Origin of the sequence: Pseudarthrobacter enclensis (assembly GCF_030811655.1) — a bacterium.
GTDB lineage: Bacteria > Actinomycetota > Actinomycetes > Actinomycetales > Micrococcaceae > Arthrobacter > Arthrobacter enclensis_A.
The window spans coordinates 268,066-293,747 of the sequence record NZ_JAUSRE010000003.1 but is presented as its reverse complement, the minus strand read 5'-3'; the positions used below and the strand labels follow the sequence as shown (position 1 = coordinate 293,747).

The window sequence follows — 25,682 nt, the reverse complement described above, 5'->3', positions numbered from 1 at the left end:
GCCCGCATCTGAGAGCCTGCTTACCCTTACAATCCCACAATTAGTAAGTAGACTGATGAATGAGCGTGGTGTCCAGCAGTGCGGCGCTGCGTTCTTATCCAGTCCGGGCGCTGCCGTCGCCAACCAAAGCCTGCGCCTCGGCAAAAGCTACTTCTTGTGTGCTTTGAGGTCTTCTATCACCTTGGCAACGCGGCGCGACCGGGTTTCCGCCGTTTTCGCCTCGGCGATGGGCTCCACGTAGCGGCGCTGGCTGCTGTAGTTCAGGGTTCCGTAGAAGGCTTTCGCTTCGGGTTCGGAATCCAGGGCGGCGGCGAGGTCGTCGGGAATTTCAACGACCCGCGGTTCGGTGTCCAGTTCCAGGTCCACCTCGACGGTGTCCCCGGCGGCTACTCGCGTAAGCTCCCGGTTCGCGGCGCTCACGCTGACCATGTTCCGGCCACCCATTACGGCAACGCTGCTGCGGTAGCTTTCGCCGTTGATCGTGACGATCACCGGCGAGCGGCGGCCGGCATCAAGGGCCTGGACCACGTCCTCGGGTACCTCGATGCCGGTCTTGTTGCCGCTGCCTTGGATCGTGGTGGTGAATTTCATTCCCACAGTATGCAGCCCTGCCTTTCGGGGGTGGAGCAGGCGGCGCGGATGCGGGTTCCGCGCCGCCTCCGGTGTCAGAAGCGTGTCGCCGTCGTTGGGGTGGGGCTGGCCGTGGTGGGAAGTGCGTTCCCCGCCAGGTCCGCCAGGCCCGCGGCGGGAGAGTAGACCGGGAGGCCCTGTGGAGATGACTGCGGCACCGAACCTGAGGACAGGGCTCCGAGGGTGATGACCAACGAGTTGGTTGTGGAATCCCAGCTGAGAGTGGACGGGTTGCTGATGGTGCCGCTCTTGCCGTTGGTAGTGCCGGCAAAGACGGCGGGCGTTCCAGCAGCAACATAGTCCGCGCCCAGGTTGATGGTCCCGATGTTAAGCCCGGCGCAGCCGCTGCTGGTGAAGCTGATGGTGTCCTTGGTGGAGTCCGTGCCGTTGGTGATCGTGGCGGTGCCGTTCAAAGCTGAGCCGGTCCAGCCCGGGCAGAACTTGGTGAGGTCCATGGCCTCGGTGAACGGCATGCTAACCGTGTCGCCCGGGTCAATCGTGCCGACTTTCGCCCCGCCGCTCGTTCCGTTTGCCAGAGCCATTGCTTTCGTTGCCGGTGCGGTCGTGTCGATTTTGACCGTCTGGCTCTTGGCGACTCCAGCGTTGCCCGCGTTATCCGTAGCGAAGTAGGACACCGTATGTGTCCCGTCTCCCTTCACCGGGACAGAGGCAATGGCGCCGTTCACTGTCTGCTGCGCGCCGCCGTCGACCGTGTAGGAAATGGAGGCGACGCCGGAACCTGACGTTCCGTCGTCGGCCGTGATGGTGACGGTGACCGGGCTGGTGTTGTTCCAGCCCGCGGCGTTGGGCGTGGGTGAGACCGACGCGGTTGCCGTCGGTGCAGTGGTGTCGATGCTGGCTCCGGTGCTGCGCGGGCTTTCCGCGCCGGTCCAGAGGGCGATGGTTGGGGTGACCGTGTAGTACCAGACGCCGCCGGGCACGTTCGATTCGGTGCACGTCAGTGTGGTGACGGTCCCGGCGCAGCCGCCGGTGGCCGCCGTCGCGGTTCCGCCCGTGGCCGTGGAGTAGCGGGAGACCAGGTATCCGGTGGCCGGACGGCCGTTGCCGGTACTCCCGGCGGCCCAGCTGACGGCCACGGAGGTGCCGGTGGCGGTAGCGGTTGGCTTGGAGCCTGCCAGGAGGGCGTCGGCAGCGGCGGCTGCGTTGTTGCTGCTGGTGGTGGCGGCCCAGAAGGCGTAGGCCGGGGTGCCGGCGCCGAGCAGGAGGGTCAGGGTGGCGGCGATCCACGGCAGCCTGCGCTGCCGGCGGCCGCTCGTGGACTGCTGGCTTCGGGTGGTTGAGCTCATTTCCGTGCCTCCACAGTGACGGGCAGGCTGAAGGTGGCGCCCTGGCAGGCCGCGAGAGAGGTGGTGTCCATGGCGGCCGCTCCGGGGAGGGTGATGAGTGCTGACGAGTTCGCGGCAACGTACGTTGCGGGTGACAGCGGGGCCCCGGTTCCGGTGAAGCTGACGCCGGTGGTGGTGCAGCCGGGGTGGTTGGCGTCCGCCGCGGCGGGGCCGTTGGGGGCAACGCTGTAGACCTGGACGTCGTACGGGTTGGGGTTGGTGAGGTGGAGTACGACGTCTGCGCTGCCGCCCGGGATGAGCGTCGTCTTGGGGGTGTCGCCGGCTACCAGGGCGTCCACGGTGACGGTCTGCATGGTGGCCGCTGTTGCCGACCCGGACCCGGACCCTGTGGCGCTCCAGTAGGCATATGCGGTGCCCGTGCCCGCCGTCACCAGGAGTGCGGCCAGGGCTGCACCCCCGATGCCGCGCTTGGTGCGGACCGTCCTTGCGGTGCTGGTCATCTCAGTTCCCCTGTCCTGATCCGGAGTATGCGAGCTGGAGGGTTGCGCCTTTGCAGCCGTCCTGGTTGGCGGAGGTGTCCAGCATGCCCACCCTCGGCCACGCCGCCTGGGCGACTCCGATAGTGGAGAGGGAGCTGCTTCCGGTTGGGACAGCCACCGGGTACGCGCCGCTGAACTGCGTGACGGTGAAGTCCTGCGGGGTGCAGGCGAGGTTTTTCGCCACCGCGTCCGCGCTCCTGGCAACCCCCGTGATGGCTACGGACAGGTTGGTCACGGAGAGGGGCTTGCCGGTGGGGTTGCTGATCTGCAGGTCCAGCCCGGTCGATGTGCCCGGGGACAGCGTTCCCGGGACGTTCCCGGAGAGCGTGAACTGCTTGATGGTGGAGTCCAGGACCAGTTGCACGTTGGCATAGGCGTACTGGGTCTTCCCGGCGGAGTCCACGCCGCTTCCCACCAGATAGAGGCTGGAGGTTCCGGTGGGGGAGGACGCCGTGGTGGCTACCTGCAGCGTGGTGGAGTTACCCGTTGCGGGGTTCGGCGAGAACGACGCCGTCGCACCGGCCGGCAGCCCGCCCATGACGCTGAAGCTGACAGGTCCGGTGAAGTTGTTGCGGCTCAGCTGCAGGGTATACACGGCGGTGGCGCCCGGTGGCATGGTCACCGAGTCCGGGGTGGCGCTGACGGAGAACGAGGCGGAGACCTTGTAATTCACGGTGAGGCTGGCGGTGGTGCTGCCGGAGACCTTGCCGCTGGTGCCCGTGATGGTCAGGGAACTGGTACCCGCGGGGGTGCTGGCCGTGGTGGCGGCAGTGAAGGTGGCCGTTGCCGTTCCGCCGGAGCTGAGGGAGACGGACGACGGCGAGAAGGCACCGGTTGTTCCTGCCGGCAGCCCCGCGCTGGTCAGGTTGACGGTACCGCTCAAGCCCCCGGTTGAGGTTACGGTCACCGTGTAGGAGGCCGCCTGTCCCTTCTGGACGGATTGGCTGGCGGGGGAGACCTGCATTGTTATGCCCGGTTTGGGATTACTCGCTGCCGCGATCAGCGCACCTGCGCTGGCAAGCACCAGCATCAGTGCGATCAGTGTCGCCTTGATACCGATCCGCGTTCGCCGTCCTGGCTGTCGGTCCTGGTTGTGCACCCTGTGCCCCCTCGTGTTTGGTGCAGATGACGGCAAGCCGGGGGCCGTTTGCTGCCGCCCCCGGCTCGCCGGTTTGTTAGTTGCTGTTTGCCGTCACCGTGATGGTGGCACCCTTGCAGGCGTCCTGGGTGGTGTTGGCATCTGTGAACGTGAGCGTGCCTGTACCCATATCAACGCCGGTCGCATTCCCTGCCAGAGTCTTGGTTCCGGACGGCACGGTGGCCCCGAACCAGGAAGCGTCGCAAGTGCCGCTGGCGGTGACAGTGGCGTTGGTCAGCGTCACGGGCGTGCTGCTTGAGTTGGGGTTGTCGGCCGTGTAGGAAATGACGCGTGTCTGGCCGGGTGCGATGTCCTTGTCGAATGACACGTGGATTACAACCGCGTTTGTTGCCGTAGCAGCCGTGGAATAGCCGGAACCCGAACCCGTGGTGCTCCAGTAGGCGTAGGCCGCACCGCCGCCGGCAGCCAACAGGGCGGCGGAAGCGGCAACAGCGGCGATCTTGGACTTCTTGGTCATTTTGCGCATGGAGAGACTCCTTCGAAATGTGATTGAGAACCCGTTCCCCCATAGGTGGCTCCATCCAGGTGCCTTCCGGTGGATCGATGACCCAATGTTTTCCGCCCCGGCCACAGCGCAACAACACGTACCGGTACCCGATTTTCCAGCGACTTGAGAAAGGCACTACTTGGATTGGCGCCCCATTACTCAGCAGATTCAGCCCGGGCTTGACCCGCGTGAAATCTTCCTGAGGCCCGGAAAATCGGGGTGAGAGGGCTGGAAACAGGTAGCCCTCGTCGCTGGCCGGCAGCAAAGCACGCACGACAGACAGCGGGGCATGAACCAACCACTAATAGGGGCCGGTATTCGACAACGGCCGCGCACCGCCGTCGTAATTCCCGCTGCATCACCCTGTGTTCACTTGAACGGGACTGCCAGGGACTTTTGCCATACGGAAGGCGCGTATTTAAGTACTAACGAATGAAATTTTTCGAGTAGTTGCTACTCGTGTGGGATCAGCAAGGGTTTTTTAGTGTTTACGGCACTGGGTTAAGCAAATGCCCGACCAAAGTTGGTGGGCAGCTTCGCCGCGCGTAATAGCCGTCGCAAGATGCGTTTACTCCTTCTTTGGCAGCGTCACCCGTTTTCCTGGATTCCTGATGCTTACCGCAGCCGGCGGCCATCCGACTGAGGTACAGGAATCTGTCTCCGCCCTGTAATCCTGCCTGCCTCCTGAACGGTCTCCATATGTCCACATCAGTCCCTATTGCCGTGTCCATTTTAGGTCCCATAGCTTTTGTCGCGGTTTCTGTAATCGGCATCCGCCTGGCTCTCTACTGGTGGAGCTTCCTCTTCCATTGGAAGCGCTACCGCGTGCTGAACGCCGTTTCCACAAGTGACTTGCGCTCCCTAAACGTCCCGTTTATCAAGGTTCAAATAACCACCCGCGGCTCTGCCGGCAGCACGGAAGTCATTGAGCGCGGTATCAACAATGTCCTGGCCCTGGCGCAAGAAGATCCCGGCTTTTACTCCAGTTTCCTGTCCGTTGAGGTTGTGACCGAGTCTGCGGCCCAGGGGCATCTTCTTCAGGGGGGTTTTCCGGGATCAACGCATCCCTGTGGATGCGTTGATCGTGCCCGAGGACTACAGGCCGCCCAACGGCACCCTGCTGAAGGCGCGTGGCCTTCAGTACGCTGTGGAGCAGCGCCGCAACACATGGAACCAAAAGCCTGGACGTACTTTTATTGTGCATTTCGACGAGGAAAGTGTCATGGTCCCCGGTGAAATGCGAAAGCTCATCCACGGGCTTTCCCTGACGACCAAAAGAATCCTGGAAGGACCCATTTATTATCCGTTGGATTACATGGATGCTTCACCCCTTTGCCGGGCGATGGAAGCAAACAGGCCCATGGGCTGCTATGAATGCCGGCACGTCATGGAATCCGGCGCCCCGCTGCATCTGCATGGGTCCAACCTGGTGATTGAGGAATCCCTCGAAAATGAGATCGGTTGGGATATCGGGTGCCTGGAGGGGCAGCCCTTCATCGCAGAGGATTACGTCTTTGGAATGAAGGCGTTCATCAAGTATGGGAAAGGAGTTTTTGGCTGGCACGGGTGCGTGATGCTGGAACAGCCGCCCTTTTCGGTCCGCAGTGCTTTCAAGCAGCGCTACCGCTGGATTTTCGGCGTACTGCAGGGATTAAGTGCCCTGAACACCAACCCAATGTACTTGTCCCTTCCGCGCCGGACCAGGCTCAGTCTCGAGTGGGGAACCCGCTACAGGCTTGGCACGTTCGCACTGGGGTCCGTTGCCGGAATTCTCTCCGCACTCGTGTTCCCGGTGTTCCTCAGCCAGGCGCTGGACTACCTGGCGGCAGGACGTGAAGCTCCCCTAAGCGCGCTCGGCAGTGCGTGGCTGGCTTTCCTCGGCGTGATGTGGCTGGGGGCAACGTTCATCGGTGCCTGGCACAACCTTGCCGATTCCGGGCTGGACCGGTGGAACCGTGCAGCGGAAATCGCCCTCGCAGTCCTGATTGCGCCCGTGGCAGGCATCGTCGAAAGCTCCGCCGCGCTGTGGGCCGTAAAAGACTGGGCACTCGGCAAACGCGAGGTGGCCTGGGTTCCCACGCCCAAAACCAAACAAGCAGATCTGGCAACCATTGGAAGCGGTGAATAAGAGTGACAAACAGCATTACGGCGGTGGCCGGGCACCCTCTGGCACCGGCACAGACAGGCCGCGAACCATGGCGGCTGGGCGGAACGCCAACATCCGTCCGCACAGTGACCGCAGGTATCTACCCCTCAACTCTGCGGTCCATGATGCGCTGCATGGCCCTGATCCTGGCTGCCCTAACTTTGGTGGCTGCATATGTCGTGGTTCCACTGGCCGTGGCCGTCGAATCCGTGGTGTCTGCCCCGGTGGTGGCCTGGGGAGTGTCAGGCGCTGTCCTACTTGAAATATTCCTCCTTACGGCATTCATTGTGCTCAAAACCGAAGGCCAGGGGGGAAGGGTGCCGTGCCACGCTGTTCCCTGGCATCGTCGCAAGACTCTTGTACGTGTCCACGAACAGGCGTAACTGTGGGATAAAACGTCCGGCAGCATGGCCGCTGCCGGCGAACCGGTCATGGACCGGCAGGTAAAGGGCGGGCCGATTGCTCCCCGGGCCAAGGAATGCCGTAGCCCGGAGAGCAATCGGCCCCATCCTTTTAACGTCGTTGCGCCGTTTCCTCCGGCTCCGTGAATAATACGGAGTGCTGGGAACAGCGGAAGTGCAGCGGCAGGCACCTGCCTGCGGCGACGGCGGCGAAGGAACTGGACATGACAAGGTCACACCGGAGCACACGGCACGAGCCCGAAACGAGCGTTGAGCTGAACCCGTTGTTCAGCCGGCCGGGGGAGTCCACCATCTTTCCGCGCTTCACCATCCCGGACAGCGAGTCCCTCCCGGGCACCGCCTACCAGGTGGTTCACGACGAGGTGATGCTGGACGGCAACTCCCGCCTGAACCTGGCCACCTTCGTGGGGACCTGGATGGAACGGGAAGCCTCCCAGCTGTATTCGGAAACGTTCGACAAGAACATGATCGACAAGGACGAATACCCGCAGACGGCGTTGATCGAGACCCGGTGCTGGCGGATGCTCGCGGATCTGTGGAACGCGCCCGATCCATCGGCGGCCATCGGCACCTCGACTGTTGGATCCTCCGAGGCGTGCATGCTCGGTGGCCTGGCCCTCAAGCGCCGGTGGCAACACCGCCGTCGTGCCGCTAAAAAGCCCACGGACGCACCGAACATCGTCCTCAGCTCCGCCGTGCAGGTGTGCTGGGAGAAATTCTGCAACTACTGGGAAGTGGAAGCCCGCTACGTGCCCGTGTCCGCGGAGCACCCCACCCTGGACGGGCACGACCTGGACCGCTACGTGGACGAGAACACCATCGGCGTGGTGGCCATCATGGGCGTCACCTACACGGGCGCCTACGAACCCGTGGAACAGATCTCCGCTGCGCTGGACCGCATCCAGGCCAGCACCGGCCTGGACATCCCCATCCATGTGGACGGCGCCTCCGGGGCCATGGTGGCCCCGTTCCTGCAGCCCGAAGTGGTCTGGGATTTCCGCCTCCCCAGGGTGGCTTCCATCAACACCTCCGGCCACAAATACGGCCTGGTGTACCCGGGCCTTGGGTGGATCGTGTGGCGGGACGCCAACGCACTGCCCGAAGACCTGGTGTTCCACGTCAGCTACCTGGGCGGCGACATGCCCACCTTCGCCCTGAACTTCTCCCGGCCCGGCGCCCAGGTGCTGCTGCAGTACTACCTGTTCCTCCGGCTGGGCTTTGCCGGCTACAGGTCCGTGCAGGCCAGCTCCCGCGACGTCGCCCTGTACCTCTCCCACGAAATCGGGGCCATGGACGCCTTCACCCTGTGGAGCGACGGGTCCGACATCCCGGTCTTCGCCTGGCAGCTCACGGACGGCCATACCGAAAACTGGAACCTGCACCACCTCTCCGAGCGCCTGCGCATGAACGGCTGGCTGGTCCCGGCCTACCCGCTGCCCGACGGGCTCAGTGACATTACCGTGCAACGGATCGTGGTCCGCAACGGCTTCACCCGCGACCTGGCAGCGAGTTTCCTGGCCGACCTGAAGAAGGAAGTGGCCTACCTGGACGCCCTGGAGGCGCCCATGCCCGCGCAAAAACAGAAGCAGGCGTTCCACCACTAGCCGTTCCTGCAGGGGGAGTGTCCCATGTGTCGATTGTTCGGGCTGCACGCCGGGTCCCGGCCGGTCCATGCCACCTTCTGGCTCCTGGACGCCCCGGACAGCCTGTCCGAGCAAAGCAGGCGCGAGCCCGACGGCGCGGGGATCGGCACGTTTGATGACGACGGCGGCCCCCGGGTCACCAAGCGTCCGCTCGCCGCATGGGAGGACCACGCCTTCGCCCGGGAGGCACGGCAGCTGACCAGTACCACTTTCCTGGCCCACGTCCGATATGCGAGCACGGGCGCACACACCATGGTGAACACCCACCCATTCGAGCAGGACGGGCGGCTGTTCGCCCACAACGGCGCCTTCCACGGCCTCGACCGGATCGACCAGCGCCTGGAGGATCTGGACGTGGCCGGACTGGTGCGCGGCCAAACCGACAGTGAACGCCTCTTCGCCCTCATCACGGCCGAGAGCCGGCGGGCCGACGGGGACGTTGGCGAGGGCATCACCCGTGCGGTGGGCTGGGTGGCCGCCCAGCTGCCCGTCCTGGCACTGAACATCATCGTGACAACAGCAACAGACCTCTGGGCGCTCCGCTACCCGGCCACCCACCCGCTGTACATCCTGGAAAGGGATCCCTCAGCCGAGCCTGCCCCGGCCGCGCCCCTTGACGCCAGAAGCCACCGGATCCGGTCTCGAAGCACCGAACTGTCCGTTTCCCGTTCGGTCCTCTTTGCCACCGAACCCATGAACCACAACCCCGGATGGCGGCCCATGGCGCCGGGGGAGCTGGTGCACGTTGGTCCGGACCTGGAGGTGGCCTGCACCTTTCCCTTCCCGGACCAACCCAAATACCTGCTCACGCTCGCTGACCTGGAACCGTCCGCGGCGGCGTCGCAAATGTCCTGACGGCACGCGTCCGGCTGGCGGTTACGTGGCGGGCGCTGCAGGCTTCTTTTGCAGCGCCTCGGCCATCTTCTGCACCTTGGCACCGTAGCCGCCGTTCAGCGCGGTGTCCTTGATCTTGTTCGCCTGGGCATCCAGGTCAGCCGGGGCGGCGTTCTTCAGGGCCGTCAGGTCCGACTGGAGGTTTGAGGGCAGCTTGGCGAACACCTTCGGGTGGCTGATGAGCTGGTCGGCCACCTGCTGGAGCCCTGCCCCCGGGTTACCCGAGTTGAAAGCGGTGCGCAGTTCCTGGCGCAGGCCTGCCATGCTGGTGGCGGCCTTCTCCACTGCATCCGCGCGCTTCTGGATCTCCGCGCCGTAACCGCCGGACAGTGCGGTGGTCTTGATCTTGTACGCGTCCTTCACCCTGTCCGCCGGAGCGGCATCCTTGAGGGTGGTCACGTCCGCCTGGAGGGCAGCAGGGAGCTTGGCGAACACCTGCGGGTGGTTGACCAGGGCCGCGGCTGCCTTCGCCGCGCGGTCCCCGGCAGCCTGCGGGCTGTTCGCCGTCAGGCTGAGGAAGGCCTGCAGGCCGCCGAAGCCCTTCGCCGTGTGGGCCCTCGTGGTGGCGGTGGGGGAGGGCGAGGTTGCCGAGGCGGGTGTCGCGTTCGATGATGCAGACGCTGCGCCGACGCCGGCAACGGCCATGGCACCGGCAGCCAGGACAGCTGCCGCACCGACGCCGATGCGGGTTTTCATTGACGGAATTGATGGCTTCACCACGGTGTGTCCTTCCAAAGATCCCGTGCCTCCATACCTGACCGCATGGACCGGCACGCGTTCACTGTAGAAGCTCAGGCTGGGGAAAAGCTGGATGCCGGCCCTGCCGGGGGCTGTAAGTTTTCGTTGCGCCCGGCAGTCCATAAGGTGGGAGGGGGCTTGTAGTGTTGTCGCCGCCCGCAGGGCCGGTAGCTGGACTGTTTTCGTGATCGGTGAGGTGCGGCGTGGCTGGAGTTTCTGTCTGGTTGGGTTTTTCGGCGGGCGTGCTCCTGCTCATCTGGACCTGGATAAGCGTGATCGGCACGCTCATTGTGCCGCGCCAGCACAAGGACAGGCTGTCCGCTTCCGCGGCCTGGATGGCCAAGGCGATCTTTGCAGTGGCGCGGCGCCCCATCAGGACCTACTGGCGGCTGGACCGGCTCCTTGCCTGGCAGGCACCCATGTCCCTGTTCATCAGGCTCGGGCTCTGGATGATCCTGTTCTACCTGTCCTTCGCCCTCATGCTCCTGCCGTTCGTCCAGGACGATCCGCACCGGGCATTCAGCGAGGCCGGTTCCGCGCTGTTCACCCTTGGCTACGCCCCGCCGGACGAGCTGGGAAACACGCTGCTGGTCTACTCGGCAGCCTTTACCGGTTTGGTGGTCATAGCCCTCCAGATCGGTTACCTGCCCACCCTGTACGCCGCCTTCAACCGCCGCGAATCCGAAGTGACGCTGCTGGTGTCCCGGGCCGGGGCGCCGGCATGGGGGCCAGAGCTCCTTATGCGGACCAGGTTCGGCCTCTCCACCGTGGACAGCACTGCTGAACTTGGCACCCTCTACGCCACCTGGGAGCAGTGGGCTGCGGAAGTCGCCGAGTCCCACAGCACATACCTGACGCTGTGCACCCTGCGCTCGCCCTTGCCGGAGTCCAACTGGCTTACCGCGCTGCTCAGCGTCATGGACAGTGCGGCCCTGCAGCTCTCACTCAGCCCCGGCACGGCTCCCACCCTGCGGGCACGGCTGCTGCTCAGGATGGGTTTCTCCTGCCTGAACCAGATTGGGCACGCACTCTCCATCCCCGTAGTGGAGGACGTGGACCCGGACGGGGAGACGGAACTGACGTTCGCCGAGTTCAACACGGCCGTGGAGATGCTCAAGTCCGTGGGCTATCCCGTGGAGCACACGGCGGAACAGGCATGGCCGCACTTCCGCGGATGGCGCCTTAACTACGAGGCGGTGGCCTATCGGCTTGCCTACGCCATCGATGCGCCTCCGGCCCTGTGGAGCGGGCCGCGGCGACTGGCCGCACCCCAAATCCCGCCGAAGCGGCCGGCGAACAGGGTGGCCACAGAAGCCAAGCCCGAGGATCCCCAGCTTGATATCCGCGGCCCCGGTCAGGTCCCGTAGACCGCGGCGCGGCCGCGCCCCGGGCTTCCTGCAATTACCCCTGTCCCATCACCAGCATGGCCACAAAGTAGATGGCACCGCCGACGACGCAATAGATGGCGAAAGGCTTCAGGGTCTTGGTCTCGAAGAACCTGAGCAGGAATTTGGTGGCGAACCAGGCGGCGACCGCGGAGCAAAGCGCTCCGACGAGGAAGACGCCCCGCTGATCGGCCATAGCGGGGCTGAGCAGCTCGGGGAGCTTGAGGACCGCTGCTGCGCCAATCACCGGGGTGGCCAGCAGGAAGCTGAACCGGGCGGCGTCCTCGTTGTTCAGCCCGGACAAAAGGCCTCCCACCATGGAGGAGCCGGACCTGGAGATGCCTGGCACGAGGGCCGCCGCCTGCGCCGCGCCGATGCCCAGGGCCTGTTTCCAGGAGAGCGCTGTTGCAATCCCGGCGTCGGAGTGCGAAGCGTCCGCTGCCGGTTCCCGTGGTTCCCGTACGCCGTGCGGCCTGGTCTGGGCGGTAGCGGAAAGAGCCTCGACCCGTTGCCGCTCCCGGCTCCGAAGCCGCTCGGCCGTGAACAGGACAAGACCGTTCAGGATCAGGAAGCCGGCTGCGGTCAGTGGCGAGGCGAACAGTGAACGGATCGGTTTTTCCAGGGCGAGGCCGAGGATTCCGGCCGGGATCGTACCGACGACGAGGAGCCAGCCGAGTTTGGCGTACGTGTCCGTTGGGCTGATCTTCCTGGCGCGCACAGACCGGGCCAGGCCCTTGAAGATCTCAATCCAGTCCTTAAGGAAGAAGATGAACAAGACAATGGCTGTGGCCAGGTGGGTGGCAATGAGGAACGTCAGGAAGGCGCCGGAGTTCTGGTCGAGATTCCACCCGAACACCTTCGGGAGAATAACGCTGTGGCCCAAGCTCGAGATGGGAAAAAGCTCGGTAAGCCCCTGGAGAAAGCCCAGGACGGCAGCCTGGATCATATTTAGCATGGACCGAGCCTATATACGCCGGGTGTCAGGAAGAGAAATGGAGGGCGAATTCCAGATGGGCCAATTCCGGCTCACCAGGGCTGATCCGATTCCGACGGCGGTCCCCAGGATGACATCAGAGGGCCAGTGCGCCCCGATATGGACCCGCGAATAGGCCACCCCGGCGGCGACGGGAATGACGGCGGCGCCCAAAGCCGGGCTGACCATGGTCACGCCGCCGGCAAAGGCTGCCGCAGCCGCTGAATGGCCCGAGGGCAAAGACGATCCCCTGTATTCGGGCGCCCAGGACAGAAACCCGGGCAGCTGCTGCGGCCGCGTCCTGAAGGGAAGGACAAGCTTGAGGGATCCGTTTGCGGCCGACGCCACCGCGAGGGCCACCAGCCCACGCATGGCAGCCTTCCGCGAAACCCCGCCGCGCAAGGCCATGGCACCTGCCACTGCCAGCCACAGCAGGCTCTTGTTGGCGCTGATGGAAAGCCCATGCAGTCCGGCGTCAACGGCGGCGCCCGAGCGGCGGTTGACGCCCTTGACGATCGTTGTGTCCAATGGCTCGGCACTGTCATTGTGTTCGCTCGGATGCATCACCGGATCTTACGCAGGCGGCCTGAGCACAGGCACTGAAAAAGCTGGGAACATGCCTCATCACTGCTTGGCCCGCGGTCACCGACATAGACTGCAGGGATTGTCGAAGGGAAGCCCATGGAAAAAACGCGGCCGGGAACTGGCGCTCTCGACAGGACCTTCCGGGTCTCCCTTATCCTCAAGGGGCTGGACGGAGTCCTGGAGCTGATCGGCGGCCTCCTTCTCCTGCTGGTCACGCCAGAGCAGATCGGAGCCCTGGCGAGGTTCCTTACCCAGCACGAACTCGCCCAGGATCCGCACGACGTCGTTGCCAACAGCCTGCTGCACCTGACCGCCAATCTCTCAGGGTCGGCGTCGTTGTTCGGCGCTGTCTACCTGCTTCTGCACGGCGCGGTGAAGATCGTCCTGGTCTGGGCTGTCCTGAAGGAAAAGCTCTGGGCCTATCCGTGGATGATTGCCTTCCTGCTCGTTTTCATCGCGTACCAGGCCTACAGGATTTCAGTGGCCTTCTCATGGGGCATGGTGCTACTCACCGCGTTTGACATCTTCATCGTGTGGATTACGTGGCACGAGTACCGGCTCAGGCGCGCGCAGAGCCGCATGCCCGTGGGCTGACCCGGTTCCCTGTGGCCCCGGTTCCCGGGCCGAATGGCTGATGCCCAGCAGCAGCGCCACGATGACCCAGTTGGCCAGCAGGGAGGACCCGCCGGCCGAGAGGAAGGGAGTGGTCAGACCCGTGAGCGGGATCAGGCGGGTCACCCCGGCAATAATGATGAAGCACTGCAGCGCCATGGCGAATGACAGTCCGCAGGCCAGCAGCTTTCCGAACGCGTCCTTTGTTCCCAGCGCTGCGCGGAACCCGCGGGTGAACAGCAACAGGTAGAGCAGCACGATAGCGAAAAGTCCGATCACGCCCAGCCCTTCACCCAGTGATGCCACGATCATGTCGCTGTTGGCAAACGGCACAAGGTCCGGCCTGCCCAGGCCCAGTCCCTCACCTACCAGGCCGCCCGAGGCCATGCCGAACAGGCCTTGGACTACCTGGGAACTTCCCCCGGGGAAGCGCCCGTACACGGCAGGATCAAACGCGTTCTGCCAGGCATCGATGCGCAGCGCGACGTGCGGGAAGATCTTCGCAGCTCCGTACATGCCGGCGGCCATCAGGACAAGGCCGAGCCCGAGCCAGGTGACGCGGCTGGTGGCGACGTAGATCATGACCATGAACAGTCCGAAGAACAGGACGGACATGCCCAGATCGTGCTGGAAGACCAGCAGACCCACGGCCGCGGCCCAGGCGGTCACCATCGGCCCCAGATCCTTCACCCGGGGGAACTGCAGGGGCCCGATCTTCCGGCCGGCGAGCAGGATCAAGTCCCGGTGGGTGGACAGGTAGCCGGCGAAGAACACCGCCAGCGTGATCTTCGCGATTTCGCCGGGCTGGAATGTCATGGGACCAAGCCGGATCCACACGCTGGCACCGTTGATGTCGCCGGCGGAAATCCCGGGCACGAGCGGCAGGACCAGCAGGAGGACGCTCACGGCCAGCGCGATGAAGGTGTACCGGCCCAGCTTCCGGTGGTCCCGCAGGAACCACACCACGAGGGCCGCGACCAGCATCGAAAGCCCCGTCCACCTGAGCTGGTTCGTGCCGGCGTCGCTTCCGGCTGCCTGGTCAAGGCTTTGGATGGCGGCGATACCCACCCCGTTCAAAGCCACCACGATGGGGAGGATCAGCGGGTCCGCGTATTTGGCGCGCAGCCGCAGAATTGTGTGGATTCCGGCCGCGAGGACGGCCTGGATGGCAACCTGGATCCAGAAGTCCTGCCCCAGCGGCTGATGCCTGTCCAGGGAAACTGTTGCACTCGCCCCCGCACCGATCATCAAGGCAAGCACCAGGAGCAGTGCCTCTACGTCCCGGCTACGGGCTGCGTTCCCAGACTGGCCACCGCTCAATGCTTGCTCTCTTCTCATAGATCCCGGGGTGGTTCTGGCCTTGCACGGCACACGGGAACCAATTGTTCACTTCACGCCCGCAGTCTGGGAAAAAGCGTGGAATAACCGAAAAAAGACCTGTGAATTGCACGCCCGCGGTGCGTCACGCCTCCGGTTCCCGGGCCGCCGGCCGTAGTGTGACTGGCGGTCGGAGTACGTTCCGCGCTCAGGGCCCCAGGGGAAAGCCGGAATCCACGCTTGAGGAATGACACCATGCCCGTTGGACAAAAGCACCTCCGCCCCGTCAGGAACGTCAGGGGACGGCTGGGGAAACTGGCAGTCTGGTTTGAGGATGACTCCCCGGGACGGTTGCGGCCCCTGATCCTGGCCTCCGTCCTTAGTTTGTCGGCCATCGGCCTCGTGGAGGTGGCATCGGCGTCGTCCGTGGAATCCGTGGCGGCCGGAAACAATCCCTATGACCTGCCGCTGAGGCAGGGCGTGTGGACCATAGCGGGCGTAGCGATCATGCTGGTGCTGGCCCGGTTGCCGGTGGACCGTATCCGGAAGCTTGGATGGCCGCTGCTCATCGGAGCGATCCTCGCCCTGATACTCGTGTTCACCCCGCTGGGCATGACCGTTAACGGCAACCGGAACTGGATAGGAGTGGGAGGCTTCAGCGCCCAGCCCTCCGAATTCGCCAAACTTGCGCTGATCGTCTGGGCGGCCGGAATTTTGGACCGGAAGCAGGCCCTGCTCGGGCAGTGGAAGCACGCGGTCATCCCGCTGCTGCCCGCAGGCGCCGTGATCATGGCGGTGGTGGCCCTGGGCCACGACCTGGGAACCACCCTCATCATCATGATGATCCTTGCCGCCACCATGTTCTTCGGCGGGGTCCGCATGAAGGTTTTTTCCGTGGCGGCACTGATATGCGCGGTGGCTGCCGTGCTGCTGGCAGCCAGCAGCGGCAACCGCATGGGCCGGATCTTCAGCTGGTTGGGCGCAGGCTCCGGTGACGACACCCAGGGCGTGGGGTACCAGGCCACAAACGGACTCTACGCCTTGGCATCCGGTCGATGGTTCGGCGTCGGGCTGGGCCAGAGCCGCCAGAAATGGAACTGGATACCGGAAGCGCACAACGACTTCATCTTCACCATCCTTGGGGAGGAGCTGGGCCTTGCCGGCACCCTGCTGGTCCTGGCCCTGTTCGCCGTCCTGGCCGTCGCCGTCGTTAAGACAATTGCGGGCAGCAGGGACACCTTTTCCCGGATCGTGGCCTGCAGCATCATCGCCTGGATTATCGGCCAGGCAGTCCTGAACATGTCCATGGTCACTGGCCTGCTGCCCGTGATCGGTGTTCCCCTGCCCTTCATCTCCTACGGTGGTTCAGCGATGGTTTCCTCCCTCGCAGGAATCGGCGTGATCCTGGCCATCACCCGCCCACCCGCAGCAGCGCCGTCGTTATCCGGACCCCAGGCCAAGCGGTTCCGCCTGCTCCCGCCCAAACGAAACTCGTCCCGGACCAAGGGGTGAGGTCCTGAGGGGGGCAGATTATGTAGCTTCCGAGTCGAAGGGTGCCTGCCCGGGCAAAGGGTTGCGCGGCGGGGACGAAACCTCGGTGGCGGCGGGTTTGTCTGCGGTGGTGCCCGGGTGAGGGCCGGCAGGGCTGTCCAGGATTGCGTCGCGGAGGATCCGGCGCGGATCGTACTGGCGCGGGTCGAGCTTTTTCCAGTCGATGTCGTCGAAGTCAGGGCCGAGTTCATCGCGGAGCTGTTCCTGGGCGCCAGCGGCCATGCGGCGCACTTCCCTGACCAGGTGGCCGAACTTGGCAGCATATTCCGGCAGTTTGTCGGGCCCCAGCACCAAGGCGCCGATGATGAGGAGGACGAATAGCTTTTCGGCGTCGATACCGAACACCACATTATTTTACCGCCGCTGTTGTCACAGTAGTGGGGGTAGAGTGCGCCGCACTGCCTGGCTCACGTGACGGCCAGGGTTCCGTGCATGTTGGAGTGGTAGGTGCAGTGGTACGGGTAGGTGCCAGCCTTGGCCGGGGCGCGGAACGTGGCGCTGCTACCGGGTTTGACGACGACGTTGAAGGAACCGTCGTCAGCGGTCACAGTGTGGGCTTCGTTGTCCATGTTCATGACCGTCACTGTCGCCCCGGCAGGGACGCCGTCCGGGCCGGTGTAAGCGAAAGACTTGATATGGATCGTCAGGCCAGCGCTCATTCCAGGCGACGCCGATGATCCTCCCATCGTGGTTCCCATGGACGATGCCATGGGTGAACCTGGCATGCCCTCCATGGATGCGGACGGGGACGCCATCGACGCCGGAGAATCTGATGATGGGCTGGACCCGCTGCCGGTGGTCCCGCAGGCCGCGGCTCCGATGAAGGTGGCCGCACCGATCAGGGCAATGGCCAGGCGTTGCGGAGTCTTTATCGTCTTCATGGTGTTCCCTTTCAGGGAGCGGACGCGGCCTCTGGGCAAAACGAGGGCGGAGGTGCCGGTTTTAGGCGGGGTGGCTGGAGGTGAGGTGGGCGTAGACAACGGTATTGTCCAGGTACTCCCGGCTGGCCGGATCATAGCCGCCGCAGGTGATCAGGCGGACCTCCGGGCGGTCCGCGTTCTGATAGACCTCCACCGTGGGAAACGCTGATTTGTGGTAGATGTCCACCCTGTCCACGGTGAACACGGCGGCGGTATGGTCCGCACGGGTGACGGTGATGTTCTGGCCGGCGGTGAGCTCGTGGAGCCGATAGAACAGGCCAATATCGCTGGTGGTGCTGTTGACGTGGCCCAGGATCACCGCAGACCCCGTCTGGCCAGGGGTGGGCGAGTCCTGGTACCAGCCGGCGGGGGACCCGGGTTCCCCGGACGGGGTCTGCACTTCGCCGTTGGCTTGCTTCCCCAGGGGAGTCACGGCCGCGTCAACGCCGATGGCGGGAACTTCCACCCGGACCGGCACGGAGGCGGGCAGCGCGGCGTCCGGAGCGGGAGGAACGGCCGCGGACGGCCGGAGAGGCGGTGCAGTGACCGGGTCGGTTGAGGGAGGTGGGGCAGAACTGGTGACCGCGCCTGATGCAGCCACCGCCGGTGCGTTCGAGGCGGTGGCTCCATCAGCGCCGGGAGGTTCGGCATGGAGGCCGAGACCGATGGTGGTGATGCCGCCGGCCAGGAGCAGCGCAGCCGCCGCGGACGCGATGGTGCGTCCGCGGCGGCTGCTGTTTTCAGATCCCATCAGATCCCTGCTTGTCCCGTGGCCCTTGACCAGGCGTTACGCTGCCATCTTGCGGCGGAGGGCGTAGGCACCCCCGGCTGCCAGGACCAGGCCGCCGCCGGCAGCGAGCAGGCCCAGGTCAGGTCCTGCCGGGGCAGGGGTGGTGATGCCGGTGCCGGGCGCTCCAGCGGGCATGGCCTTCAGGCTTCCGCACAGCGCCGGTGATGTGGCCGCGAGGGGCAGGGACGGCACCAGGTCGCTGGGCTCCTTCTGGGCTGCCGCGGGCAGGGTGGCGGGGTCCAGGCCATGGACAACTACGACGGCGGTCCCGGCCTTGAGCGAATCAGCGGTCTTCGCGTCCAGGGTGAAGGTCCGGTTGTAGGTGTAGGAGGCGCCCGAGGGTGCGACTTTCAGATCGGTGCCGGCCGCGGGGCTGGTGTCCCCGCTGGTGGAGAGGGTGGCGCCGATGCCGCCGTAGAACGGGGCACCTTCGGTGGTGCTGATCACGCCGTCTTTGCTGGTGTCGGCGGACATGTCCGGGCAGGTGCCCTGGGCGCCGATGTGGATGTGCTGGACGTGGGGGTACGGGCTGCCGTTGAACATGGCAGCGAGCCCGGAGACCTTCTCTGTGACGGTGGCTTGGTCGCCGTTGACGGTGATCATCACGGATCCGGAGGCGTTGCTGCCGTTGATCGCGGCGAGGTTGGCCTGGTACATCGTGTTGCTGTCAGCGGCGAGTGCGGGACTGGTGGAGAGTGCGAGGGCGCCCAAGGCAAGGGCCGGGGCGATCAGGAAAGCGGATTTCTTCATGGCATTTTCCTCCGTTGGAAATGGGCGCTCCCCTGATGGGCACGTCCATGATGGTGACACTAAGGGTTCGTTGTGCTCCACATCACGGATGGGCGGGGTGGACGGAAAACTGTTTCCCACGGGCCGTGCCCTCCTATTCGGACCAGCAGGCCAGCACGGCTGTGGCTATCTGGTAAGCCAAAGCATCCCGGGACACGTCATGGGGGCCCAGCGCGCCGGGAAGAGCGGCCGCGTCGACGGTAAGGACGAAGTTGTCTTTTACGAAGACCGCGGAAGCAGGTGTTTGAAACGCCGGAAAGCCCAGGTTTGCCATCCCTTCAATGGGAACCGCCCCGACGGTTTTTTGTTGCAGCCCCTCGAAATAGGCATGGGCAGCCTGCGGATCGGAGGCTTCCTTGACGCTGAGTACCAGCGGGCCTGCGGGCAGGCCATAGGTGCAGGTGTAGAGCCTGTCCGTCCAGGAATTTGTCGTGACCGGATCGGAAGGGAGGGACAGGATCCGGACGATGTTCGCCCGCGTCTCGTCCCCGCACACCATCGTCGCGGCCGCCGAGGGGCCTTCCGGCACAGCAGCGGCGGTTTGCCCAGCCGGTCGTGGTGCAGAGACGCCGGCGCCGGCAGAGGCATCCGGCGAAGCGGACGTACCCGCCTCAGGGCTCCGGGATACCGGCCCTTCACTGGCAGCCGCGGCGCAACCGGACAGGACCAGCATGAGGGACGCGGCAAGGACGCACATCCGCACGCGGGGTCGGTGGATTTCCTGCGGCCTGCTTTGTGAACCCATGGCTACGCCTTCCCGACACTTATTGGCATGACGTTCCCGTCCCTACCGAGTGTTCGTAGCCGCGGCCAATACGGACCGGTGCGGGGGAATCCGATTCGAGCGAGCCACGGGGTGCGGCCGGACGTGCCTTCGTGGATTCAGGACATCGTGGCCACTGCGAACAGCCCGGCGACGCCGACGAGGTAGAGGACCAGGACCACCAGGGAGTCCATCCCCATGCCGAGGCGCTTCTTCTTCGGGCGGAAGAGGAGGCCCAGGAGGTAGGCAAGGGTCAACAGGATCGCCAGGGCGGTGAGGTAGATGTCGGTGGCCTGCGCCTGGGGCAGCACCGGCTTGCCGGTGATGAGTACGGCTACCAGGAACAGGACGGGAAGGAAGGCGTTGCCGCCGAAGATGTCGCTGAAGGCCAGTTTGTAGTCGCCCTGTTTCACGGAGGCCAGGCCGGTGGAAATTTCGGGCAGGGACGTGGCCAGGGCCAGGAAGGTCGCCCCGAAGAGGACCCCGGATAAGCCGATATGCCCCGCGATGGCGTCCCCGCTGCGCTCCAGTACGACGCCGGCGGCCAAGGTTGCCAGGGCCGCGAGGGCGAAGATCAGGGCTGCCTTCCCCGTGCTGGTGTGGCGGTTCTGTTGGCTGGACTTCTTTTTGGAGTGGCCCTGGGGCTTGTCCTGGCCTCCAGGTGCGTCCCCTTGCTGGTGCCAGGGAAGGCCCTTCTGTGAACGTTGGACGAGGATCAGTCCGAGCACCCAGATGACGGCGATCAGCACTGCGGCGGGAGTCAGGCGCAAGGCCACAAGCGAGCCCGGCATTTGGCTGCCGGCGATCACCACGCCCAGGACTGCGATGACAATGACGGCTTCGATGACCAGGGTCAGGGACGCGGCCTTGTAGCTGAGGGGATCGGTCCCCCTGGTTCCGAACAGGTCAAGGATGACCAGTACGACGGTTTGGATGGCGATACCACCCAGGATGTTCCCCACCGCCACGCCGATGTTGTTGGATAACGCCGCGCTGACCGTAATGGCGATCTCCGGCAGATTGGTGGCGACGGCAAGCAGGATGAGGCCGCCCAGCGCCGAACCCAGGTGCAGTCTGTCATCAAGAACGTCCGTCTGTTTGGAGAGTTGAATTCCGGCCACCCAGATCACCGCCGCGGCAGCCGCGAAAATCAGGACCAGAACTGCCACGGGCAGAGTCTCCATGCCTTCCCCTCCTGGGTTTTTGTCTTCTTCCAAGAGAACCCCTACCCAGTAACGGGGGTGGAACCCTGAATCCAAGCTGGGAATCGAGGCCTGGCAGTTGCGGGGTGGTGAATGGCTGCATCGAGGGTAAGGGTTAAGGGATACCTCCCTTGCTGAAAGGACCACCATGGACATTGTTGAAGTGATTTTGAGCGACCACCACGAGCAGCGGCGCCGGTTCGCCTTGCTTGATGAGATGCACGGCAGCGAACCGTCCAGCCTGGAAGCTGTGTGGAAGCAGCTCCGCATCCTGCTGGAAGTCCACGCCAAGGCAGAAGAAGAGCTCTTCTATCCGGAGTTGATGGAACTGGGGAAGGGCGCAGGCGGGAAGGATTCCGCCGCGGACGAAACCACCGACGCGATCCACGACCACAACGAAATCCGGGACGCCATCAGCGAGGTGGACGGGCACCCGGCGGGTTCCCCCGAGTGGTGGGCGGGGATAGCGAAGCTCAACGAAGCCAACGACGACCACATGGCGGAGGAGGAACGCGAAGGCCTGACCGACTTTCGGCAGCACGCGTCCCTTGAGCTGCGGCATCGCCTTGGCCTGTCATTCAGCATTTTTGAGTCCAGGCATGCCGCGGGGATTGAACCGGAGGATGTCAGCCCGGAAGCGTACGTCCGCGAGCACGAGTAGGGCCAGGGCCTGCCCCACCGATGCCGCCAAGCAGGCCTACTGGCTCCCTTTGTGCCTCCGGCTCTTCAGCAGTTCAACGCCAACCGGGACGAATGAAACCACGACGATCACTACAAAGATCAGGTCGATATTGGCCCCGATCCAGGCGTATCGGCCCAACCAGAAACCGAGGAGCGTAACGCCTGCGCCCCAGAGCAGGGCGCCCAGGGCGTTGTAGGCAAGGAAGGCGCCGTAACGCATTCTTCCCACGCCTGCGGTGACGGGAAGAAAGGTCCGCACTATTGGAACGAAGCGGGCCAGGACCACGGACCTGCGGCCGTACTTGAGGAAGAAGTTGTGCGCCTTGTCCGCGTATTCGCCGCGCAGAAACCTGGAACCGGGCCTGTTGAAGAGCGCCGGCCCTGCTTTCCTGCCGATGAGGTACCCGGTTTGGTCCCCGCCGAGCGCGGCAAGAAACGCGGCGCCGGCGAGGACGCCGACGGGGACCTGAATGATTCCCGTTGCCGCCAGGAGTCCCGACGTGAACAACAGGGAGTCCCCGGGGAGGAAGAACCCCACCAGAAGGCCTGTCTCCACGAAAAGGAATGCGCACACGATCAAGACGAGCCAGGGGGCCAGGGCCGGATCACGCAGGAACTCGTTTGGATCCATCCAGGCAGGCAGCAGGCCCGTCACCGGACGGACGGAAGAGGCCGTGGCGGCCAGGGGGAGAAGGCTCATGGGCCCAAGTTATGCCACCAACGTTAACGCTGGCTTGCGGGTGCTACGTCCGTCCTCGTGTCCCAGGTGCCGTGCCCGCATGCCCGCCCATCACCCGAAGCTTCGCAAAATTACTAATCATGCTTACTATTGTGTGGCGCGGGCTGTCCGCTGGGGGCAGAGCACCCGCGCCGCACCGGAGGTCTCAACCATGGACAATGAAATGCGTCCCCTCACTGACGAAGAACTGATGTCGGAGCAGGCCACGGCCCTGCCGGACAAGGAAGTGGCGTCCGTCCTGGACCTGAACGCCGACCTGGACCTGGGCATCAACGCGGCGGCTCCGATCGACCTGGCCGTCGCCGCCAACGCGAACGTGGCGGCCCCCATCGACGCCGCGGCCTCGGCCAACATCCTCTCCTTTGGCTCTGACGCGCAGGCACTTTCCCACCAGGATGCTGCCATTGACCAGGGGATCGTGGCCGACGCCAATGCCAACTCTGCCCAGGACAGCGTGATCGGACAGGGTGACGGCAGTACTGGCACTGGAACCACGGACACCGGAACCGCCGATGCAACCACCGGAACGGCTCCGGCTCCCACGGGCACCGGTGGCGTCACGGACGCAGCGGGTGCCCTGAACGGCAACCTGTTGAACGTGGACGTGAACCTGGACGCCGACGCCGCCATCGCCGCCCCGATCAACGGTGCCGTGGCGGCAAACGCCAACGTAGCCGCTCCCATCGACGCAGCCGTTGCCGCGAACATCGGCTCGATCGACAGCCAGTCCTACGCCATCTCGGACCAGAGTGCCGCCATATCGCAGCACATCGACGGCGCGGCCAACGCCACAGCCGGCCAGCAGTCCAACCTGCAGCAGTAAACCGAGATGACCCAAACCCACGGCGGGCCGCCTCCTGAGGCGGCCCCGTCGTCGTCACGCATTTCCCTCGCCCGGGAACCGGGCCAAGGCAGTACGACGGCGGAAGCCGACATTCCAGCCCTGGCTGACGGCGTGCAGCTGCTCGGCGCAGCAGAAGGCTCCGGCTATCGCGAGCCGCCGTCGCTGGTGCGGCGCGCAGACGGCCAGACCCTCCAGCTGACCAGGCTCCTGTATCTGGTGCTGGAGGCCACGGACGGCACGAACGATCTTGAAGGCATCGCCCGGCACGTCAGCCAGGAATACGGGCGGCTGGTCAGCGCAGACAACGTGCGTACCCTGATGGACTCCCAGCTCCTACCCATGGGCCTGCTTCGGCTCGCCGACGGCACCCAGCCCGAGGTCAAGAAATCCAACCCGCTCCTGGGATTGCGGTTCCGCTATATCGTGTCCGATCCCGAGCGGACCCGCAGGATCACGGCACCGTTCGCGGTGCTGTTCAATCCGCTGATCGTGGTGGCTGTGACGGCGGCGTTCCTGGCCGCCTGCTGGTGGGTGCTGATGGTCAAGGGCCTGGGCTCGGCAACGCACGAGGCCTTTGCCCAGCCCGCCCTCCTGCTGCTGATCCTCGCCGTCACCATCCTCTCTGCGGGCTTCCACGAGTTCGGCCATGCCGCCGCCACCCGCAGGGGAGGGGCTACCCCCGGAGCCATGGGCGCGGGGCTGTACCTGCTGTGGCCGGCGTTCTTCACGGACGTCACCGACTCCTACCGGCTGGGCCGGGGCGGCCGGATCCGGACGGATCTGGGCGGACTGTACTTCAATGCCATCGTGGCGGTGGTCATTATGGGCCTGTGGTGGGCCACCGGCTTTGATGCGCTCCTGTTGGTGGTGGTCACGCAGATCCTGCAAATGGTCCGGCAGCTCATCCCGCTGGTGAAGTACGACGGCTACCACATCCTGGCCGACGCCACCGGGGTGCCGGACCTGTTCCAGCGGATAAAGCCCACCCTTCTGGGGATTCTTCCCTGGCATTGGGGAAACCCGGAAAGCAAGCTGCTTAAGCCGTGGGCCCGGGCTGTGGTCACCGCCTGGGTCCTGGTTACCGTGCCGGTGCTGCTCTTCAGCATGGTGATGATGGTGCTGTCCCTGCCGAGGCTGCTGGCTACGGGCTGGGCCGGCGTGGGGAAACAGCAGGAAGCTCTGGCGGCGAGCCTTGCGTCCGGGGACGTCCTGGGCGTGGCCGTGCGGGCGCTGGCAATGGTGGTCGTGGCGGTTCCGGTGCTTGGTGTGCTGTACATCGTGGTCCGCTTGCTGCGGCAGCTGGTCACCGGACTCTGGCAAAAGACCCGGGGGAAGGTTGCCCAGCGCATCGTTGCAATGGGGGCTGTGGGTGTCCTGCTGGCGGGACTCGCCTGGGCGTGGTGGCCCGACGGCGGGACGTACCGTCCCGTGCAGGCCTACGAACGCGGGACGTTGGGGGATGCCACCCGGGCAATTCTTCCCGCCCGCGACGGCGGGGCGTTGCGTCAGGGTGTTGCTGGACGGACCGTTGCGCTGTGGCCGGCCGGCGCCGCCAAGCCCACGCGGGAGAACCCGCAGTTGAGCATGGTGCTGGTGCCGGCTGAGGAGGCATCGCCTGGTACCGCCCGTGGTGGCAAGACCGCTTCTGCTGCCGCTCCGTCCTGGGTGTTCCCGTTCGATAGGCCGGCCGCCCCGGCCGCCGACGGAAACCAGGCGCTCGCCGTCAATACCACCGACGGCTCGGTGAAGTACAGCGTGGCCTTCGCGCTGGTGTGGGCGGACGACGGCGGGCCTGTCACCACCAATAATGAGGCTTACGCATTCGCCAGCTGTTCGGGCTGCGCGGCGGTGGCCGTGGGGTTCCAAGTGGTCCTGGTGGTAGGGCAAACTGACGTGATCGTGCCGCAGAACCTCTCCGCGGCGGCCAACTACAACTGCCTGGACTGCCTCACGTACGCCCTGGCCAGCCAATTGGTCCTGACCCTCAACGGGCCGCTGGACGGGGACAGCAAGCAGCAACTCGAGGCCCTGTGGGCGCAAATCGCCGAATACGGGCGGAATATCCAGAACGTTCCGCTCTCTGACATCCAGTCGACCCTTGATCGGTACAAGGAACAGATCGCGGCCATCGTCAAGGGCTCTTCGGCGTCAGGGGGCACCTCTGCAGCGACGTCCCCTGCTACAAATGGTCCCAGCGGTGGACCGACCCCTGGTCCCACCTCGTCCCTCGTTCAGGATGGGCCGTCCGCTCCCGCGGAGGCACCCGCTCCGGCAGCGACTTACATGGGCACTGCCCCGGCGGCCGGGAACATGGAAGGGGGGCAACCGACGTCGCCTGTTGACGACGCCACGCCGGCACCTACATCAGGTACCGGGACGGGGGAGACCCTGGCGGCGACGCCGTCGTCCAGCGCAGGTTAAGCAGGATGACCTGCCGGTACCCGTCGCCGGGGAGCCTTACCGGGGCCTATCAGGTTCGAAGAGTAGGGTGAAGGCACGGTTGCCGGCATGGACGCAGGTGTGCGACGCCCGTGACGGGGACCTGTCCGGGGAAAGGCAACCGTTG

The 25,682-nt window shown here is 65.0% G+C and carries 26 protein-coding genes; 10 read left to right on the top strand and 16 right to left on the bottom strand.

The genetic code is table 11. The features are described from left to right. Positions 1 to 147: 147 nt before the first annotated feature. From J2X98_RS04780 to J2X98_RS04760, 5 genes are all read right to left on the bottom strand, one after another. Entirely contained in the window at positions 148 to 591 is a 444-nt protein-coding gene (locus J2X98_RS04780) for a YdeI/OmpD-associated family protein (protein WP_307304831.1), read from the bottom strand. A 74-nt stretch (positions 592 to 665) separates the two neighbouring features. Beyond that, positions 666 to 1,937, bottom strand: a complete 1,272-nt coding sequence (locus J2X98_RS04775; RefSeq protein WP_307304828.1) for an OmpL47-type beta-barrel domain-containing protein — start codon at positions 1,935 to 1,937, stop codon at positions 666 to 668. Beyond that, positions 1,934 to 2,437, bottom strand: a complete 504-nt coding sequence (locus J2X98_RS04770; protein ID WP_307304825.1) for a hypothetical protein — start codon at positions 2,435 to 2,437, stop codon at positions 1,934 to 1,936. The genes J2X98_RS04775 and J2X98_RS04770 overlap by 4 nt, the downstream gene beginning before the upstream one ends. A gap of 1 nt (position 2,438) precedes the next feature. Continuing rightward, on the bottom strand, positions 2,439 to 3,575 hold the full coding sequence (locus J2X98_RS04765; protein ID WP_307304822.1) for a COG1470 family protein: 1,137 nt from the start codon (positions 3,573 to 3,575) through the stop codon (positions 2,439 to 2,441). A 76-nt stretch (positions 3,576 to 3,651) separates the two neighbouring features. Further along, positions 3,652 to 4,101: a hypothetical protein gene (locus tag J2X98_RS04760; RefSeq protein ID WP_307304819.1), complete on the bottom strand. Its 450-nt coding sequence runs from the start codon at positions 4,099 to 4,101 to the stop codon at positions 3,652 to 3,654. Positions 4,102 to 5,191: 1,090 nt separating this feature from the next. Between J2X98_RS04760 and J2X98_RS04755 the strand changes: the two genes are divergently transcribed. The 4 genes from J2X98_RS04755 to J2X98_RS04740 all read left to right on the top strand — a co-directional run bounded on the left by J2X98_RS04755 (position 5,192) and on the right by J2X98_RS04740 (position 9,188). Beyond that, positions 5,192 to 6,250 carry a glycosyltransferase family 2 protein gene (locus J2X98_RS04755; RefSeq protein WP_307304816.1) on the top strand — a complete coding sequence of 353 codons (1,059 nt, stop codon included), beginning with the start codon at positions 5,192 to 5,194 and terminating at the stop codon, positions 6,248 to 6,250. A 2-nt stretch (positions 6,251 to 6,252) separates the two neighbouring features. Next, the gene (locus J2X98_RS04750) at positions 6,253 to 6,651 is read left to right on the top strand and encodes a hypothetical protein (protein WP_307304813.1); all 399 of its coding nucleotides are present in this window, start codon (positions 6,253 to 6,255) and stop codon (positions 6,649 to 6,651) included. A 242-nt stretch (positions 6,652 to 6,893) separates the two neighbouring features. After that, positions 6,894 to 8,294 carry a glutamate decarboxylase gene (locus J2X98_RS04745; protein ID WP_307304810.1) on the top strand — a complete coding sequence of 467 codons (1,401 nt, stop codon included), beginning with the start codon at positions 6,894 to 6,896 and terminating at the stop codon, positions 8,292 to 8,294. A gap of 24 nt (positions 8,295 to 8,318) precedes the next feature. After that, positions 8,319 to 9,188 carry a class II glutamine amidotransferase gene (locus J2X98_RS04740; RefSeq protein WP_307304807.1) on the top strand — a complete coding sequence of 290 codons (870 nt, stop codon included), beginning with the start codon at positions 8,319 to 8,321 and terminating at the stop codon, positions 9,186 to 9,188. 21 nt (positions 9,189 to 9,209) lie between these two features. Here the strand turns inward: J2X98_RS04740 and J2X98_RS04735 are convergent, their stop codons facing one another. After that, positions 9,210 to 9,923, bottom strand: coding sequence for a hypothetical protein (locus J2X98_RS04735; RefSeq protein WP_307304804.1), 714 nt, complete (start codon positions 9,921 to 9,923; stop codon positions 9,210 to 9,212). Between the two features lie 245 nt (positions 9,924 to 10,168). On the opposite strand from J2X98_RS04735, the gene J2X98_RS04730 reads away from it, so the two are divergent. Further along, positions 10,169 to 11,332, top strand: coding sequence for a hypothetical protein (locus J2X98_RS04730; RefSeq protein WP_141940411.1), 1,164 nt, complete (start codon positions 10,169 to 10,171; stop codon positions 11,330 to 11,332). Between the two features lie 34 nt (positions 11,333 to 11,366). Here the strand turns inward: J2X98_RS04730 and J2X98_RS04725 are convergent, their stop codons facing one another. After that, a complete protein-coding gene (locus tag J2X98_RS04725; protein WP_307304797.1) occupies positions 11,367 to 12,305 on the bottom strand; it encodes an undecaprenyl-diphosphate phosphatase in 939 nt (312 codons plus the stop codon). A 9-nt stretch (positions 12,306 to 12,314) separates the two neighbouring features. Then, positions 12,315 to 12,887: a phosphatase PAP2 family protein gene (locus tag J2X98_RS04720; RefSeq protein ID WP_307304793.1), complete on the bottom strand. Its 573-nt coding sequence runs from the start codon at positions 12,885 to 12,887 to the stop codon at positions 12,315 to 12,317. 117 nt (positions 12,888 to 13,004) lie between these two features. Between J2X98_RS04720 and J2X98_RS04715 the strand changes: the two genes are divergently transcribed. Next, complete coding sequence (locus J2X98_RS04715) at positions 13,005 to 13,502, top strand: DUF2127 domain-containing protein (RefSeq protein WP_141940414.1); 498 nt, start codon at positions 13,005 to 13,007, stop codon at positions 13,500 to 13,502. On the opposite strand, the gene J2X98_RS04710 is transcribed toward J2X98_RS04715, so the two are convergent. Then, a complete protein-coding gene (locus J2X98_RS04710; protein WP_307304784.1) occupies positions 13,413 to 14,858 on the bottom strand; it encodes an FtsW/RodA/SpoVE family cell cycle protein in 1,446 nt (481 codons plus the stop codon). The two genes, J2X98_RS04715 and J2X98_RS04710, sit on opposite strands and share 90 nt — an antisense overlap. A gap of 234 nt (positions 14,859 to 15,092) precedes the next feature. Between J2X98_RS04710 and ftsW the strand changes: the two genes are divergently transcribed. Then, positions 15,093 to 16,349 carry a putative lipid II flippase FtsW gene (gene ftsW / locus J2X98_RS04705; protein ID WP_307304781.1) on the top strand — a complete coding sequence of 419 codons (1,257 nt, stop codon included), beginning with the start codon at positions 15,093 to 15,095 and terminating at the stop codon, positions 16,347 to 16,349. Positions 16,350 to 16,367: 18 nt separating this feature from the next. On the opposite strand, the gene J2X98_RS04700 is transcribed toward ftsW, so the two are convergent. From J2X98_RS04700 to J2X98_RS04675, 6 genes are all read right to left on the bottom strand, one after another. Continuing rightward, on the bottom strand, positions 16,368 to 16,733 hold the full coding sequence (locus tag J2X98_RS04700) for a Sec-independent protein translocase TatB (protein ID WP_307304778.1): 366 nt from the start codon (positions 16,731 to 16,733) through the stop codon (positions 16,368 to 16,370). A 62-nt stretch (positions 16,734 to 16,795) separates the two neighbouring features. Further along, positions 16,796 to 17,269, bottom strand: a complete 474-nt coding sequence (locus J2X98_RS04695) for a cupredoxin domain-containing protein (RefSeq protein WP_307304775.1) — start codon at positions 17,267 to 17,269, stop codon at positions 16,796 to 16,798. A 61-nt stretch (positions 17,270 to 17,330) separates the two neighbouring features. Continuing rightward, entirely contained in the window at positions 17,331 to 18,059 is a 729-nt protein-coding gene (locus J2X98_RS04690) for a class F sortase (RefSeq protein ID WP_307304771.1), read from the bottom strand. 36 nt (positions 18,060 to 18,095) lie between these two features. After that, positions 18,096 to 18,848, bottom strand: coding sequence for a hypothetical protein (locus tag J2X98_RS04685; RefSeq protein ID WP_141940419.1), 753 nt, complete (start codon positions 18,846 to 18,848; stop codon positions 18,096 to 18,098). Between the two features lie 133 nt (positions 18,849 to 18,981). Continuing rightward, positions 18,982 to 19,632: a hypothetical protein gene (locus tag J2X98_RS04680; protein WP_307304768.1), complete on the bottom strand. Its 651-nt coding sequence runs from the start codon at positions 19,630 to 19,632 to the stop codon at positions 18,982 to 18,984. A gap of 137 nt (positions 19,633 to 19,769) precedes the next feature. Further along, positions 19,770 to 20,834: a sodium:calcium antiporter gene (locus J2X98_RS04675; RefSeq protein WP_141940420.1), complete on the bottom strand. Its 1,065-nt coding sequence runs from the start codon at positions 20,832 to 20,834 to the stop codon at positions 19,770 to 19,772. A 166-nt stretch (positions 20,835 to 21,000) separates the two neighbouring features. Here J2X98_RS04675 and J2X98_RS04670 point away from each other — a divergent pair, with 166 nt between their 5' ends. Continuing rightward, positions 21,001 to 21,513 (top strand): hemerythrin domain-containing protein, encoded by a 513-nt coding sequence (locus J2X98_RS04670; RefSeq protein WP_307304762.1) that lies wholly within the window; start codon positions 21,001 to 21,003, stop codon positions 21,511 to 21,513. A 36-nt stretch (positions 21,514 to 21,549) separates the two neighbouring features. Here the strand turns inward: J2X98_RS04670 and J2X98_RS04665 are convergent, their stop codons facing one another. Beyond that, positions 21,550 to 22,233 (bottom strand): VTT domain-containing protein, encoded by a 684-nt coding sequence (locus tag J2X98_RS04665; protein ID WP_307304759.1) that lies wholly within the window; start codon positions 22,231 to 22,233, stop codon positions 21,550 to 21,552. Positions 22,234 to 22,435: 202 nt separating this feature from the next. Between J2X98_RS04665 and J2X98_RS04660 the strand changes: the two genes are divergently transcribed. Together J2X98_RS04660 and J2X98_RS04655 are read left to right on the top strand one after the other, a co-directional pair. Beyond that, complete coding sequence (locus J2X98_RS04660; protein WP_307304756.1) at positions 22,436 to 23,095, top strand: peptidoglycan-binding protein; 660 nt, start codon at positions 22,436 to 22,438, stop codon at positions 23,093 to 23,095. Between the two features lie 6 nt (positions 23,096 to 23,101). Beyond that, positions 23,102 to 25,537 (top strand): hypothetical protein, encoded by a 2,436-nt coding sequence (locus J2X98_RS04655; protein ID WP_307304754.1) that lies wholly within the window; start codon positions 23,102 to 23,104, stop codon positions 25,535 to 25,537. Positions 25,538 to 25,682 lie beyond the last annotated feature (145 nt).